Below are 14846 nucleotides of genomic sequence, written 5' to 3'. Positions count from 1 at the left end.
GTCCCAACCCACTATCCATTAACGGTTAACATACACCAACAAGAAAACAGCAAAGGCAGCTCCTAAAGTATAGATTGTTTTAAACGATCGTTTCATTGTTTTATGTCGAAATGTTTTCATACTTATCAGACCACCAAAGCCACCGCCAATAAGACCTAAAAGTAACAGCGTCTTTTCAGGAATTCTCCATTGTCTTTTTACAGCTTTTTGTTTATCTATATACATCAGCACAAACAAGAGGCTATTGCATATAAGAAGATAACTCATTACAAAAATCATTCTTAAACTCCTTTTACAGCATTCAAACGCGCGATCTCTACGATTACGGCAGTAGCTTTTTCCATACTTTCAACGGCTACAAATTCATAACGGCCATGGAAGTTTTCTCCACCAGCAAAAATATTCGGCGTTGGAAGTCCCATAAAGGAAATTTTAGAACCATCTGTACCGCCACGAATGGGTTCGATGATTGGTTCGATAGACAGATTTTTCATCGCTTCTTCAGCTAGATCCACTACGGTCATATCTTTTTCAATGATTTCTCCCATGTTGTAGTAAGAATCATTTAAGTCAATTGTGATTCGTTCGCTGCCATATTCTTTATTTAACATAGCCGCTTGTTCTAGCATAAAGGCTTTACGCGCTTCGAATTTTTCACGGTCATGGTCTCGAATAATATAAGTCAACGTTGCTTCATCTACTTCACCAGTTATTCCAACTAAATGGTAGAATCCTTCACGGCCTTCAGTTTTTTCAGGAACTTCATCTTGAGGCAATAGCGCATCAAAAGCCATTCCAATTTTCACTGCATTAACCATCGTATTTTTTGCAGTACCTGGATGAACATTTTTCCCCTGAATCTTAACAATTGCTGAGGCTGCATTGAAGCTTTCAAATTCTAATTCTCCAATAGGACCACCATCCATTGTGTAAGCAAATGTAGCATTGAACCCTGGAACATCAAAACGATCTGCTCCGATACCGATTTCTTCATCTGGACCAAAACCAACACGTATATCGCCATGTTCAATCGAATCATCATTAATCAAAATTTCCATAGCTGTCATGATTTCGGCAATTCCCGCTTTATCGTCGGCTCCTAATAACGTCGTACCATCGGTTGTGATCAACGTTTGGCCAATATAATTTTTTAGGTTAGGAAAATCTATAGGATCTAAAACGACTTGTTGTTCTTCGTTTAAAACAATCGCTTCTCCATTGTATTGCTCATGGAATTGCGGATTTACATTTTCTGCATTAAAATCAGCTGTATCCATATGTGCAATAAAACCAACAGTCGGAACTTTTTTAGCTGTATTACTTGGCAATGTTGCAGTCACATAGCCATTGGTTTCATTATAAGAAATATCACTTAGACCAATGTCTTTTAATTCTTTCATTAACGTCTTAGCAAATGCCACTTGGCTTTGAGTTGATGGAATAGTTGAGCTATTTTCATCAGAACGTGTTTCTGTTTTCACATAACGAATAAAACGAGGGACTAGATTTTCATACATAGAAGATAACTTCCTTTCAACGTTGTTTTTTAGATAAATTCATAAGGATCTGTATTTAATTCTGATTGGATGATGTCAAAATCCCATTCAAGATCAGATTTCCACTCCGTAAACAGTTCAACCAATTTTGGTTTACATATGCTTTCAATGTGATGACCAGGATCGATGACACTTAACCCGTCAGCTAACATATCATGAGCTGTATGGTAATAAACATCTCCAGTGATAAACACATCTGCTTTTTTGCTTAAGGCATCTGGGTAATAGCTTCCTGCATCCCCACCACAAACTGCAACACGTTGAATCAGTTTATCTTTATCCGGGGTTACGTAGCGTAAGCCCGATACACCAAAAGTTTCTTTAACCTTTTGAGCAAACTCCTGAACAGAAATAGGTTCAGCTAAATTCCCTATTCTTCCAAGACCATATTCATCAACGAAATTCTCAATCGTATACAAATCATACGGCGGTTCTTCATAAGGGTGAGCTTCAAATAAGGCTTTTTCAATTGTTTGTGTTAGGTGTTCAGGAAAAACAACTTCAATTCGAACTTCCGCTACATGTTCAGGTTCATCGATTTCTCCAATGGTCGGATTAGCATGATTGATTGGTGTGAAGCGTCCAACACCTTCAAACGTATACGTACAATCCTTGTAATTCGGACCGATTTGACCCGCTCCTGCAGCGGTTAATGCTTTTCGAACCTCTTCTTCATTTTCTTTCGGAACAAACACTGCAATCTTTTTATAGGCCAGTCTTTTCGTGACATGTAAAATCTCAGTTTCTTTTAAGTTCAACTCATCTGCTAACCACGTGTTCATCCCATTTGTAGCCACATCTAAATTTGTATGCGCAGCATAGACGGTTATATCGTTTTTCAATAGATCTGCATACATCTTCGTTTGTGCATCATCTGTGGCTAAATTTTTAAGCGGGCGGAAAATAGGTGGATGATGTGCAAAGATAAAGTCAACGTGTTGTTCAATGGCTTCTTGCACCACTTCTGGACGAACATCTAACGTCACCATTATTTTTTTTATGGGCTTCTTTAACGTTCCAACAGCTAAGCCAACCGGGTCTCCAGCTTCAGCTAAATATTTTGGAGCAAATGATTCAAATTTTTGGATAAACTCACTTCCATAAGTCTTAGTCATTTTAGCACCTCTTCTATTTTTTGAATTTCTGCTTGGATTTTTTGAATTTTAATTGTTTGATCCACACTTGAATGCGTTAAACTATCTAGAATATAGCGGTTTTTTTCTAGTTCTTTTTGCCATTTCTTTTTAAAGATAGCAGAATTTTCCTCTTTTAGATGAAAACCAAACGTTAAGTAAGTTTCAGTTACAGTTTGTTTTGATAACGGATCTTTCACTGCCACCATCACTTCATAAATTTTATTATTTTCTTCAATGATTTCTTCAGCCGTAATCGTGTACTCATGATCGACCAACCATTCACGCAAGGTTCTTTCTCCTACGTTCGGTTGCAAGATTAAGCGTTCCTTACCTGTCAAATGACCTTTTTTAAATCCATTGTCCAAGATAGAGGCAATTAAGTAACCGCCCATGCCGCATATCGTAATCGCAGTTACATCATCTTCAGGAGACAAAACTTCTAACCCATCCCCTAAACGCACACTGATTTGGTCTGTTAAACCAAGACGTCGCACTTGGTTTTTTGCTGCTTGGAAAGGGCCCTCTACAACTTCTCCTGCAATAGCAAAAGTAATACGATTGTTACTCGCTAAAGCACAAGGCAAATAAGCGTGGTCAGAACCGATATCGGCTAAACGATCACCCGGTTCGACATAAGACGCCGCTCTGCTTAAACGCAGCGATAATTGACTTTCGTCCATACTCATCACTTCTTTCTTTTCATGATCATTGTTTATCCTTGGAAGAACTCTTCATCCATTAAATAACCTTCTGCAGCATCTTTTGAATTAAAAACTCCTTCAACTTGATCATTCGGTAAAGTAACGACCCATGTAGGATTATCATAAACTAAACGCAAAACATCTCCGTTATTGTCAAACCATAATTCAGAATAGCCTTCTTCGTATCCGTCAGCTGTTTTCTTTAAATGAGCAATCGCTTGATCCACTAAAGAACGAATTGTTGCTTCATCTTCATCTCTTACAGAAATATAGCCTTTATCCGTTTCTTCTTTAGGTAAATATCCTGCATAAATCAAAGCATTTCCATTCGGGTGAAGGAAGCGCACAGCCATTGTCTTAGGCACTGCACTGTCTTTAAAATGGTAATTCAAACGATTCATTGATACTTTTGTTGCTGTTAATTCTTCGTAGCTATCAAAAATAGCCTTTTTTTCTTCAAATGATAACATGTCATTCATCCCTTCATTCCTACATCGTCTATTATTATAACAGTTTTTTCTTTCATTCGTTGAGTTTTATCTCTCAATACGAAAGAAGGCCGTCCAAATAATGTTGATTTTGGACGACCTTCATCTATTCTTATTCTAAGAAGTCTTTTAATTGTTTTGAACGGCTAGGGTGACGTAATTTGCGAAGTGCTTTAGCTTCGATTTGACGAATACGCTCGCGTGTTACACCAAATACTTTACCAACATCTTCAAGAGTACGATTACGTCCATCATCTAAACCGAAACGCAAACGAAGTACATTCTCTTCACGATCTGTAAGAGTATCTAGTACATCCTCTAGTTGTTCTTTTAGCAATTCATAAGCAGCGTTTTCTGCTGGACTTGTCGCATCGTGATCTTCAATAAAGTCGCCTAAGTGAGAATCATCTTCTTCTCCAATAGGTGTTTCTAAAGAAACTGGCTCTTGTGCAATTTTTAGAATCTCACGAACTTTTTCAGTTGGAAGATCCATTTCTGCTCCGATTTCTTCAGGAGTTGGTTCGCGGCCTAAATCTTGAAGCAATTGACGTTGGATACGAATCAGTTTATTGATTGTTTCAACCATGTGCACCGGAATACGAATTGTACGTGCTTGGTCGGCAATCGCACGTGTAATTGCTTGACGAATCCACCAAGTCGCATAAGTTGAGAATTTAAATCCTTTTTTATAGTCGAATTTTTCAACAGCTTTCATTAATCCCATGTTTCCTTCTTGGATCAAATCTAAGAACTGCATACCACGCCCAACATAACGTTTAGCAATACTAACAACTAAACGTAAGTTAGCTTCTGCAAGACGTTGACGTGCTTCTTGGTCGCCTTCTTCAATTTTTATCGCTAATTCAACTTCTTCAGCAGCCGTTAATAAATTCACCCGTCCAATTTCTTTCAAGTACATTCTAACGGGATCGTTAATTTTAACTCCAGGAGGAGCCGTTAAGTCTTCTGGTTTTTCTGCTTCTCTTTCAGCTTTCATTTCTTTGAGTTTCAGTTGTCGAGCTGTCGGACCACCATCGTCTCCAACTACTCCAACTCCTGCATCTTCAATCGTTTGGATCAATTGATCCATTTTTACAGCATTTAAAGAAAAAGGAGTTGCTATTTTATTTGTTAACTCATCGTAATGAATAGTTCCTGCTGCTTTATACTCTTTGATCAAACTCTTTACTTCACTATCATACGCCTTTTTTGTTGTCAGTTTTTTTTCAGCCATTAAAAAGCCTCCTCTTTCAATCTTACTCGTACATATTATGAACCATTTTTATTTATTTTTCAATAAACGAGATAAATTAACTACTTCGATCATCAACACACGAAGCTGCTCTTTATCGCCTCGCCTGGATGCTTCTTTCAATGCATCTTGTTTTTCTTTCAATTGCAATTGAAGTCCAGATTTCCTAGAGATTACATCTAAATAATCTTCTATTTCTCTTGTCGAAACTTCGCTGCTAATTGATAACAGTTCAATTTCAACGATTAAATTTTTCAATTCCGGTTCTTTTACAAAATCAATAAACGCATCGATCATACCTTCATTAGCTGTGTGTTCTCGAAAGCTTTCATACAAAATAAAGACCATCTGATACTCATCGTGTACAAAATGAAAGTCATCTGCAGCATTCCTCAAAATAATCCAAGCTTCTTCAAAATGAAATAACCGATTTAATAATAATCGCTCTGCGTGTTCAATATTAGTCGGTTTCCTTTTCTGGGTCTGCACTTGCGGGTAATTTGCCTCAGCAGGATGATTCTGCTGACTTTGCTGTTGTTTTTCTTTTGTTCGCTTATTACGAGACTCGTGGAATTTCTGTTGAAACTGTTCTTTTAAAGAATCGATTGAAAGTTCAAATTCCGTTGCTAATTGTTTAAAATAAAGCTCACGTTCAACAGCTGAAGTGACTGAAAGCAGTTCGGATAATATCTTTTCAATATATCCAAGTCGTTGACTCTCATTTGATAAATTGAGCGACTTGCGGTAATACGACATCTTGAATCCGAAATGTGTTTCTCTTCCATGAGCAATCAGTTCTTTAAAAGCATCTGCACCATTCTTTTTAATGTATTCATCCGGATCCATACCTTCAGCGAATCGAATGATATCAATATCAAAATTGGTCTCTGCCGCTAAAAGATCACTGGCTCTTTTGGTCGCTTCAACTCCAGCAGAATCTCCATCATAAGCAATTACGACATGATCTGTTGTGCGGTCAATTAAATGAATTTGTTCGTTGGTAAGACTGGTCCCCATTGAAGCAATTCCATTGGTTATACCAGCCTTCCAAGCTCCAATAACATCCATAAAACCTTCAAACAAAATGACTTCTTTTTCTCGTCTGATCGAAGAACGTGCAAGATCAAAATTAAACAGAATGGTTCGTTTATTGAATAATTGGGTCTCCGGACTATTTAAATATTTTGGCGCACTATCATCAGCATCTTGCTGAAAGATTCGACCTGAAAAGGCTACGGTTTTCCCTTGTTGATTGCGAATGGGAAAAATAATTCGATTATAAAATCGGTCTAGCAGTTCCCCACTATCTTTTTCAACAAACAAGCCCGTTTTCTTTAATAATTCTTGCTCATAATTTTTTCCAACTAAATACTGACGAAGCATGGTTCTTTCTCGTGGAGCAAACCCGATATTAAAAGTATCAATTACTTCACGGGTCAATCCTCTTTGAGTTAAATACTCTAAAGCTTCTTCTCCTATTGTGGTATTCAATAGAATATGATGAAATAATTCTGCACTTTCTTCATGGACACGGATTAGTTTTTCTTTAGCTGAGTCATTTGGTTGGTTTTTATGATCGAGGTCTTGTACCAAGGATTCATCTAATTCAAATTGACTCAATTCAGCTGTTTTAACGACGGCTTCTGGGAAAGTTAACCCATCGACTTCCATTAAAAAAGTAAAAACATTTCCACCACGCCCACAACTAAAACAGTGAAAAATTTGTTTTTCTTCTGCTACCGAAAATGAAGGGGTTCGCTCTTCGTGGAAAGGACAAAAACCAAAAAGATTTTTACCTTTCTTTTTTAATTGAACATACTGACTGACAACATCCACTATATTGGTTTCTTGTCTTACTTTATTGACCGTTTCTTCTGGAATCATTATCGCCAAGCTGTTCACCTCTTAATCAAAAAAATAAAGAACGTTAGGCTCTATCAGAAATTACATTTAGCATCTAAAAGCCGCACTCAAATACTAGTGCGACTTCACTCTAAAAATCTATTCTCAGACAGAACTATACATGTTTTATAATAGCACATTTTCTATAAGAAAACAAATCTTTAAATTAGTTAACTAAATAGCCCCACATTGCCTATAACTAGGTTTTTATTACAAATAATAATAAAAGTTATTTATTTTACACTAACCTTTTTTATTAGTTTCTTTTTTATTTACAGACAAACGTAAAATAAAACAATTGGTTTGGAACAATACGCTATGCGATGTTCCAAACCAATTGTTCACTTTAATCATTTTAATTTTGCTACTGTTGCCGAGAATGTCGAGCGGCTCATTAAAGATTTCCATACAACATGTGCAAGTGTGAAATCAATCATGCTGTGAACAATCGTACCTGCTCCAACCAACAAGAAGACTGATTGCAAGAAACCTTGCGTATAGTAAGCAGTTGTCATCTCACCACCAAAATAAAAAACAGAGACTACAGCGACTTCACAAATGGCGTGCAGCAAGCCGATCAAAAATGAAAAGAGTTGTGTTTTAGCGGTTGATTGCAGGATAGAAGGATTTCTAAGTAGGAAATAAGATCCGACTCCCGCAAAAACAACATGGGTTAAAGCTCTCAAAGCGATAATAATCGGGAAACCACCAAGCAAAAAACCGAGAGCCGTTCCTAAAGCCACAGTTAATGCAATCATAGGCGAGATAAACATTGCAATAAAAATCGCTACGTGACTTGCCAATGTAAAAGATGCGGGTTCCAAGATCAACTTAACTGGTGAAACCATTGGAATTAAAATACCTACCGCGACTAACAAAGCTGCAATCGTTAATTTGTGAACTCTATTCGTTTTCATTTCAACAACTCCTATCATTAAATGCGCATTTACACGTGTCAAGACACGTTAATAAATTTAATTATAGGTGTTTTCAAAAAGATGTCAAGACACCTTTTAATTTTTGTATAAAAACCCTAAGGTATTCAATTCTTTTTTGATTCGATCAAACGTTTTTTTGTCTGGACAAGCTATTGTATGCAAATGAACGCCACCGGTTAATTCAGATAGTAAGTTGGCTTGTTTATTTTTGATTGCCTCCATAAATTGATCGGCATCATATCGCGAAGAAATCATTAACCGTCCTTTTAATTCTCCGTATATCGGGTGCTCAACGATAACATCAACCACTTCTCCTCCATTGTCTACTACAGCATACAATTCAGTTTTTGTTTCTGCTGCACTATGGGAACTAGCTAATTGGCCAAGATATTTGTTCGTCATAGAAGCAGATTCCAATACGTATCCTTTTGGGGTAGCGATGACATCAACTCCACTCGCTCTTAACAAAGCCACATCGCCCACAATAATTTGGCGACTCACATTTAATCGCGCAGCCAGATTCCTTGCACTTATGGGTCTGTTTTCTTGTGATAAAATTGAAATAATGCTGTCTCTTCTTTTCGTTGCCTCCATAAAAATCAGTCCTTTTCCATTATTGCGCTCGTTTTAATCTTATTATACCTTAATTGACCACGTTTGAAGCCTTTAAACAAAACTTCTTATGTGTAGGAACTATTTCTAAATATGCTATACTTTAAAAAACGATTTCAGTTAGGAGGTTCAAATGAAACTATTTAAACTCAGTTTACTTATCTTGATCAGTTTAACGCTTCCCTTTTGTCTATATGGTTACTATCAAAATCGTTCATTAGACGTTGAGTACCAAACGATTGCACTCGATGATCTACCCCCAGAATTAGATCAATTAAAAATCGTCCACGTATCAGATACCCATTTTGAAAGAAACCGCATCTCAATTGAAACGTTGCTTTCTGAAATCGAACAAGCTCAACCAGATCTGATTTTCTTAACTGGAGATTTAATTGACCGCACAGCTGACTTAAGTAAGATACCTTTAGAAGAATTTGGCCGCTCCTTGAGTGCTCTTGCGCCAACTTATGCTGTATCGGGAAACCACGAAACGAGCAGCGGTCAATTAGATGAATGGGATCAAGAAATCAATCAAAGCGGAGTTACATTATTAAACAATGAACAGATTACTATAGAATTCAACGGTGCTCAGTTAGCTTTAGTAGGTGTTAAAGATGAAGATTATCCTATTGATGTGCCTATGATAAATCCTATAACGGACATGCCCGTATTGTTACTCGCTCATCACCCTGAATATTTTGAAGACTATCTAACTTCTAACCCTCTTATTGAACCAGATATCACATTTAGCGGTCATGCTCATGGTGGCCAAATAAGAATCCCTCTTATAGGTCCGTTGTACGCTCCTGGTCAGGGCTTTTTTCCTAAATACACCACAGGAATCTATAATAGTGAAGTAGACCCCTCAAAAAAATTAGTCGTTAGCAGAGGAATTGGAAATAGCCTATTTCCTTTTCGTATCAATAACAAACCCCATCTGTTAGTGATTACCCTTGAACGCACTAAATAAAAGAAACCACTTATACAAGGTATTTTGTTAAATCCTCATAAGTGGTTTCTTTTTATATCTACTTTATTGACTAAATTGAGCCTCATACAATCTCTTATATGGCCCATTTTTTGCTAATAATTCTTCGTGACTGCCTTGTTCAGCAATCCCTTCTTCACTTACCACGATAATGCGTGTAGCGTGCTTGATCGTCGCTAAACGATGCGCAATAATCAACGTCGTACGACCTTCAGCCAATGAGTTTAAAGATTCTTGAATCACTTGTTCTGTTTCAGTATCCAAAGCAGAGGTTGCTTCATCTAAAATTAAAATCGGAGGATTCTTTAAAAACATGCGCGCAATAGATAAGCGTTGTTTTTGACCGCCAGATAATTTTACGCCTCGCTCACCAATAATCGTATCCAGCCCTTCCGGCATCTCGTCAACAACTTTTTCCAAATGAGCTAATTGGACTGCTTTACGTATTTCTTCTTCACTAGCATCTAATTTCCCATAGGCCACATTTTCTCTGATGCTCCCTGGGAAAAGGTACACATCTTGTTGGACAACACCAACTTGATCCCGCAATGACTGCATCGTCATATCTTGAATGTTGATTCCATCGATGGTTACTTCTCCTTCACTGACCTCATAAAAACGAGGCAGCAAATTACAGATAGTCGTCTTCCCTGCTCCACTAGGGCCAACAAACGCTACCGTTTCACCTGCACGAATCGATAAATTGATTTTGTCCAACACTTTTTTGGATGAGTCGTACCAAAATGAAACTTGTTTGTACTCAATATCCCCTTTTAAGCGGTCGACTTCAATGGCATTTTCTTTGTCCTGAATAGTAGGTTTTTTATCAAGTTCTTCTGTTAATCTCTTAAATCCTGCAATTCCTTTAGGATAACTTTCAATCATCGTGTTCACTTTTTCAATCGGACGAACAAATACATTAGATAATAAGATAAATCCTACAAAATCACCATAACTTATTTCACCTTGGATCGTATAATACGCTCCAAAAAATAAGGCAAACAAATTAATTAAACGAATCAGTAAATAATTATATGAAGAGCTGATTGCCATCATCTTATAGAATAAAATTTTTGATGATCGGTAAGCTTGATTAAGTAACTCAAATCTTCCGGCTTCGTGTTCTTCATTTGCAAAGGCTTGAACCACACGTATCCCACTAACGGAAGACTCAATACCTGCACTAAATTCGCCTAAATCATTAAAGATCTTTGTATTGATTTTGGTCATGCGTTTATTGAAAAACACTAATGCAATCGTGATAAAAGGAATCATTACAAACGTTGCCAAAGCTAATTGAACGTGCACTGTTAACATCAGTAAAAAGGCTCCACCTAAAGTAATGATGGTAATAAACACATCTTCAGGACCATGATGAGCAACTTCCGATATTTCGAATAAGTCCGTTGTCAAGCGCGTCATTAACTTCCCTGTCTTTTGATTGTCGTAATAACTGAACGGCTGCTCTTGCAAGTGGCCATATAATTCGCGACGCATATCTGTCTCGATATTCACACCCAGTTTGTGCCCGAAATAAACAACGACATACTGCAAATAAGTATTTACAACATACAAAAACAATAAAGATAGCGAAACTGTAACAATCAATGTCCAATTTGCTGAAGGCAAAAGGTCATCGACTACTCGATTAACTACTAGCGGAAAAGACAATTCTAAAACAGCTGCAAGTATCGCACAGCTAAAATCTAAGATAAATAATTTTTTATACGGCTTATAATAACTAAAAAAACGTTTTAACATAGAATCCTCCAATCTGGTTTAGCTCATTTGATTAATAAAATATTTTTTATGTAACTTGTTTAGTTTGAACATACTCCATCAAAATTACTACATGATTGTATTGTTCATCTTTAGCAGCATAGATAAACGTCACCGGCGTTTGTTGCAATTGTTCAAAGATATGCTGTTTAAATTTTTCCGCGTGTGGATTGGCTTCTAATTCAGCCCAATAAGCTTGTTTAAACGCATCAAATTTTTGCGGTTGATGGTTAAACGCTTTACGAATCATTGGAGTTGGTGTAATTTCTTTTGCCCATTCTTTTATATTGGCTTTTTCTTTCGCTACTCCTCTTGGCCATAGTCTATCTACTAAAATACGGTACCCATCTTCTTTTTCTACTTTTTCATAAACTCGTTTCATAGTTAAGGGATGATTAGTCATATTTTTCCACTCCTTTGTCCAATTAAACAAAAACCCCACTAAGGAAAATTCTATCCTTAATGGAGTATAAAGTAAACTTATTTGCTAAAGGTTATTTAACAACTAATTTGTCTACACTTGCAAAAGATAACACAAAATCAGAGATCTGCATCAATAACGCTAATCGGTTATTTCGAACCGCTTCATTGTCTGCCATAACCATATTTTCATTAAAAAAGGCTTCGATCAATGGTTGTAGCTGTTCAAAAGCTTCGTAGCTTTGACTGCTGTTTTCTTGGCTAGACTTTGTTGCAATTTTAGCAAAAGAGTCATGTAAGTTTTTTTCAGATATTGTTTCAAATAAAGCAGGATCAACTGATGCTTGCTCTTGAGCAAGTAGTTCTTTCCCTTTATCAGCTAGATTTAAGACACGCGTCAACGCTTCGATGGTTGATTTAAAAATAGCATCTGATAAATGACCATTGATGATTCGACTTGCTTCGATCAATTTCAGCACATTTTCTTGGCGAGAATTTAAAGCCGCATCGATAACATCATGGCGAATGCTCTCTGCCATCAATAATTGTCGTACACGAGCTTTAATGAAATCAATGACTTGTGCAGTACTTGATTGGTAACCTTCAATCAAAGCGCTCTGATTGATGACTGGAGCAGCTAAAATGCCTTCTTTAAGTGAATCCATAGGGAAAACCCAATTTTTTGATTCAATAATGCGAACAATACCGTATGTCTGACGTCTCAAGGCATATGGATCATTAGATCCAGTTGGAATCATTCCGACTGCGAAGAAACTCAAGACACTTTCCAATTTATCGGCAATAGCTAATACTGCTCCGACAGACGATTGTGGAAGTTCTCCTTCACTTGAGATTGGCATGTAGTGTTCTCTGATAGCAGCAGCTACAGTTGGATTCTCACCTTGCATCAAGGCATACTTTTCACCCATGATTCCTTGTAATTCAGGGAATTCTCCTACCATATTGGTTACCAAATCAAATTTATAAATTTCAGAGGCACGATTTAAATCAGTTAACTCAGTCGTCGTTAAGCCAACTTGTTTCCCAATTAATTGAGCAATAGCTTGTACTCGGTTCATTTTTTCATAGATTGAACCGATTTTTTCATGAAAAGTTACTTGTTTTAAACGATCTACACAAGAAGCGATCGTTAATTTTTGGTCTTCTTCAAAGAAAAATTGACCATCATCTAAGCGGGCAGTCAATACTTTTTCATTTCCCTTTGCAACTGTCTCAATGTGTTCAGCATTTCCATTACGAACAGAGATAAAGTAAGGTAAAATAATTCCTTCGCCGTCTTTCACTCCAAAATAACGCTGATGGTCTTTCATCGATGTAATCAATACTTCTTCTGGTAAATCGAGGTATTTTTTATCAAATGAGCCATAAAAAGCAGTTGGGTATTCAATCAAATTGTTTACTTCTTCTAGTAATTTTTCATCAAATGTAACAGACCATTGATTTGCTTCCATCAACTCTTCAATTTGACTAACGATCATTTGTTTACGTTTGGCACTGTCCGCAATTACATAAACGTTTTCTAACGTTTTTTCATAGTCTAATGCACTAGCAAAAGTGACATCTTGTCCTAAAAAACGGTGTCCGCGTGAGGTATTTGCTGTTTGAACATCCAAGATTTCAAAAGGAATCACTTCTTCATCCAACATCGCAGTCAACCAATGAAATGGGCGGATGTATTTAAATGAGTGGCTTCCCCAATGCATACTTACGGGGAAAGTCATAGATGTGATTACTTCATCTAAACCAACTAAAATATCTTTAACGGTTTTACCTGAAATAAATTTATCTACATAAACATATTCAACGTCTTTGATTGATTTGAAATAAATGTCCTCTGTCGTTGCCCCTTGTCCTCGCGCAAATCCAATAGCTGCTTTACTCCAATTTCCTTCAGCATCTTGAGCTATTTTTTTAGCAGGGCCTTTTACAGATTCTTCAATGTCTTCTTGTTTTTCGGCGATATCCTTCACAATGACCGCTAGACGACGAGGCGTTGAAAAAGGAATCACTTCTCCGTGTGCTAACCTATTTTCTTTTAAAAAGGCAGCTACTTTTTGTGTTAATTGTTTGCTGCTCGGAGTAACGATATGAGCTGGAACTTCTTCTAAACCGATTTCTAACAACAGATTTTTAGTCATATTACTTTGCCTCCTTATTTTCGATAGATTGACCTTGAAGCAAAGGGAATCCTAATTTTTCACGTTCTGTAACGAAAGCTTTTGCAATTGAACGAGCCATTTTACGAATACGAGCCAGATAACCGGCACGTTCTGTAACTGAAACGGCCCCTCTTGCGTCTAATAAATTAAAGGTGTGACTACATTTTAAAACATAATCATAGGCTGGGTGAACCAGGCCTGCTTCAATTTGGGTAGTAGCTTCTTTTTCATATTCATTAAATAACATTAGAAGCATTTCTTGATTGCTATTTTCAAAAGCGTATTTTGAATGCTCGTATTCAGGTTGAATAAAGATTTCGCCATATTTCACGCCTTTTGTCCATTCAATGTCATAAACACTGTCGACATCTTGAATGTAAGAAGCTAAACGTTCTAAACCAAATGTGATCTCACTGGTTACAGGATTGCATTCTAACCCACCAACCTGTTGGAAATACGTAAATTGAGTGATTTCCATTCCATCTAACCAAACTTCCCAACCTAAACCTGCACATCCCATAGAAGGATTTTCCCAGTTGTCTTCCACAAAACGAATATCGTGTTCTAAAGGATCAATGCCTAATAAGCGAAGGCTTTCTAAATAAAGTTCTTGGATGTTATCCGGTGAAGGTTTCATAACGACTTGAAATTGATGATGTTGGAATAAACGGTTTGGATTTTCACCATAACGGCCATCTGCTGGACGTCTTGAAGGCTCTACATAAGCTGCATTCCATGGTTCAGGTCCAATAGCACGTAAAAACGTATAAGGACTCATCGTTCCTGCACCTTTTTCTGTGTCATAGGATTGGAGCAATAGACACCCTTGATCAGACCAATATTTTTGTAAAGTCAAAATGATTTCTTGAAACGTTAAACTATTTTCTTTCATTC

At 37.0% G+C, this 14846-nt stretch carries 14 protein-coding genes; 1 reads left to right on the top strand and 13 read right to left on the bottom strand.

Annotation, left to right across the window (positions count from 1 at the left end; translation table 11 throughout):
• Window positions 1-18: 18 nt before the first annotated feature.
• The 9 genes from CAR_RS05900 to CAR_RS05860 form a co-directional block, all read right to left on the bottom strand.
• Window positions 19-279: a DUF1294 domain-containing protein gene (locus tag CAR_RS05900; RefSeq protein WP_013710808.1), complete on the bottom strand. Its 261-nt coding sequence runs from the start codon at window positions 277-279 to the stop codon at window positions 19-21.
• A gap of 2 nt (window positions 280-281) precedes the next feature.
• Entirely contained in the window at window positions 282-1517 is a 1236-nt protein-coding gene (gene pepT / locus CAR_RS05895) for a peptidase T (protein ID WP_013710807.1), read from the bottom strand.
• Between the two features lie 29 nt (window positions 1518-1546).
• On the bottom strand, window positions 1547-2671 hold the full coding sequence (locus CAR_RS05890; RefSeq protein WP_013710806.1) for a Nif3-like dinuclear metal center hexameric protein: 1125 nt from the start codon (window positions 2669-2671) through the stop codon (window positions 1547-1549).
• Complete coding sequence (locus CAR_RS05885; protein ID WP_013710805.1) at window positions 2668-3372, bottom strand: tRNA (adenine(22)-N(1))-methyltransferase; 705 nt, start codon at window positions 3370-3372, stop codon at window positions 2668-2670. Before CAR_RS05885 ends, CAR_RS05890 begins: the two co-directional genes overlap by 4 nt.
• 32 nt (window positions 3373-3404) lie before the next feature.
• On the bottom strand, window positions 3405-3872 hold the full coding sequence (locus CAR_RS05880; RefSeq protein ID WP_013710804.1) for a hypothetical protein: 468 nt from the start codon (window positions 3870-3872) through the stop codon (window positions 3405-3407).
• A 121-nt stretch (window positions 3873-3993) separates the two neighbouring features.
• Window positions 3994-5115 (bottom strand): RNA polymerase sigma factor RpoD, encoded by a 1122-nt coding sequence (gene rpoD / locus CAR_RS05875; RefSeq protein WP_013710803.1) that lies wholly within the window; start codon window positions 5113-5115, stop codon window positions 3994-3996.
• Window positions 5116-5163: 48 nt separating this feature from the next.
• The gene (gene dnaG / locus CAR_RS05870; RefSeq protein ID WP_013710802.1) at window positions 5164-7017 is read right to left on the bottom strand and encodes a DNA primase; all 1854 of its coding nucleotides are present in this window, start codon (window positions 7015-7017) and stop codon (window positions 5164-5166) included.
• 368 nt (window positions 7018-7385) lie between these two features.
• Entirely contained in the window at window positions 7386-7952 is a 567-nt protein-coding gene (locus tag CAR_RS05865) for a hypothetical protein (RefSeq protein ID WP_041556310.1), read from the bottom strand.
• Window positions 7953-8048: 96 nt separating this feature from the next.
• Window positions 8049-8567, bottom strand: coding sequence for a transcription repressor NadR (locus tag CAR_RS05860; RefSeq protein ID WP_013710800.1), 519 nt, complete (start codon window positions 8565-8567; stop codon window positions 8049-8051).
• A 151-nt stretch (window positions 8568-8718) separates the two neighbouring features.
• On the opposite strand from CAR_RS05860, the gene CAR_RS05855 reads away from it, so the two are divergent.
• Window positions 8719-9555: a metallophosphoesterase gene (locus CAR_RS05855; protein ID WP_013710799.1), complete on the top strand. Its 837-nt coding sequence runs from the start codon at window positions 8719-8721 to the stop codon at window positions 9553-9555.
• A gap of 63 nt (window positions 9556-9618) precedes the next feature.
• Here the strand turns inward: CAR_RS05855 and CAR_RS05850 are convergent, their stop codons facing one another.
• The 4 genes from CAR_RS05850 to glyQ all read right to left on the bottom strand — a co-directional run bounded on the left by CAR_RS05850 (window position 9619) and on the right by glyQ (window position 14844).
• Entirely contained in the window at window positions 9619-11334 is a 1716-nt protein-coding gene (locus CAR_RS05850; protein WP_013710798.1) for an ABC transporter ATP-binding protein, read from the bottom strand.
• A gap of 46 nt (window positions 11335-11380) precedes the next feature.
• Window positions 11381-11755, bottom strand: a complete 375-nt coding sequence (locus CAR_RS05845) for a DUF488 domain-containing protein (RefSeq protein ID WP_041556308.1) — start codon at window positions 11753-11755, stop codon at window positions 11381-11383.
• Between the two features lie 91 nt (window positions 11756-11846).
• Window positions 11847-13931 (bottom strand): glycine--tRNA ligase subunit beta, encoded by a 2085-nt coding sequence (gene glyS / locus CAR_RS05840; protein ID WP_013710796.1) that lies wholly within the window; start codon window positions 13929-13931, stop codon window positions 11847-11849.
• A 1-nt stretch (window position 13932) separates the two neighbouring features.
• Window positions 13933-14844, bottom strand: a complete 912-nt coding sequence (gene glyQ, locus CAR_RS05835; RefSeq protein WP_013710795.1) for a glycine--tRNA ligase subunit alpha — start codon at window positions 14842-14844, stop codon at window positions 13933-13935.
• Between the last annotated feature and the right edge of the window lie 2 nt (window positions 14845-14846).

This window comes from Carnobacterium sp. 17-4, assembly GCF_000195575.1.
Taxonomy (GTDB): domain Bacteria; phylum Bacillota; class Bacilli; order Lactobacillales; family Carnobacteriaceae; genus Carnobacterium_B.
The sequence above is the reverse complement of the archived record's forward strand: the minus strand, read 5'-3'. Positions and strand labels throughout refer to the sequence as shown.

Bases quoted from the DNA above. Each gene is read 5' to 3' on its own strand.
- CAR_RS05900 (WP_013710808.1), bottom strand. From the start codon at position 279: ATGATTTTTGTAATGAGTTATCTTCTTATATGCAATAGCCTCTTGTTT.
- pepT (WP_013710807.1), bottom strand. From the start codon at position 1,517: ATGTATGAAAATCTAGTCCCTCGTTTTATTCGTTATGTGAAAACAGAA.
- CAR_RS05890 (WP_013710806.1), bottom strand. From the start codon at position 2,671: ATGACTAAGACTTATGGAAGTGAGTTTATCCAAAAATTTGAATCATTT.
- CAR_RS05885 (WP_013710805.1), bottom strand. From the start codon at position 3,372: ATGGACGAAAGTCAATTATCGCTGCGTTTAAGCAGAGCGGCGTCTTAT.
- CAR_RS05880 (WP_013710804.1), bottom strand. From the start codon at position 3,872: ATGAATGACATGTTATCATTTGAAGAAAAAAAGGCTATTTTTGATAGC.
- rpoD (WP_013710803.1), bottom strand. From the start codon at position 5,115: ATGGCTGAAAAAAAACTGACAACAAAAAAGGCGTATGATAGTGAAGTA.
- dnaG (WP_013710802.1), bottom strand. From the start codon at position 7,017: ATGATTCCAGAAGAAACGGTCAATAAAGTAAGACAAGAAACCAATATA.
- CAR_RS05865 (WP_041556310.1), bottom strand. From the start codon at position 7,952: ATGAAAACGAATAGAGTTCACAAATTAACGATTGCAGCTTTGTTAGTC.
- CAR_RS05860 (WP_013710800.1), bottom strand. From the start codon at position 8,567: ATGGAGGCAACGAAAAGAAGAGACAGCATTATTTCAATTTTATCACAA.
- CAR_RS05855 (WP_013710799.1), top strand. From the start codon at position 8,719: ATGAAACTATTTAAACTCAGTTTACTTATCTTGATCAGTTTAACGCTT.
- CAR_RS05850 (WP_013710798.1), bottom strand. From the start codon at position 11,334: ATGTTAAAACGTTTTTTTAGTTATTATAAGCCGTATAAAAAATTATTT.
- CAR_RS05845 (WP_041556308.1), bottom strand. From the start codon at position 11,755: ATGACTAATCATCCCTTAACTATGAAACGAGTTTATGAAAAAGTAGAA.
- glyS (WP_013710796.1), bottom strand. From the start codon at position 13,931: ATGACTAAAAATCTGTTGTTAGAAATCGGTTTAGAAGAAGTTCCAGCT.
- glyQ (WP_013710795.1), bottom strand. From the start codon at position 14,844: ATGAAAGAAAATAGTTTAACGTTTCAAGAAATCATTTTGACTTTACAA.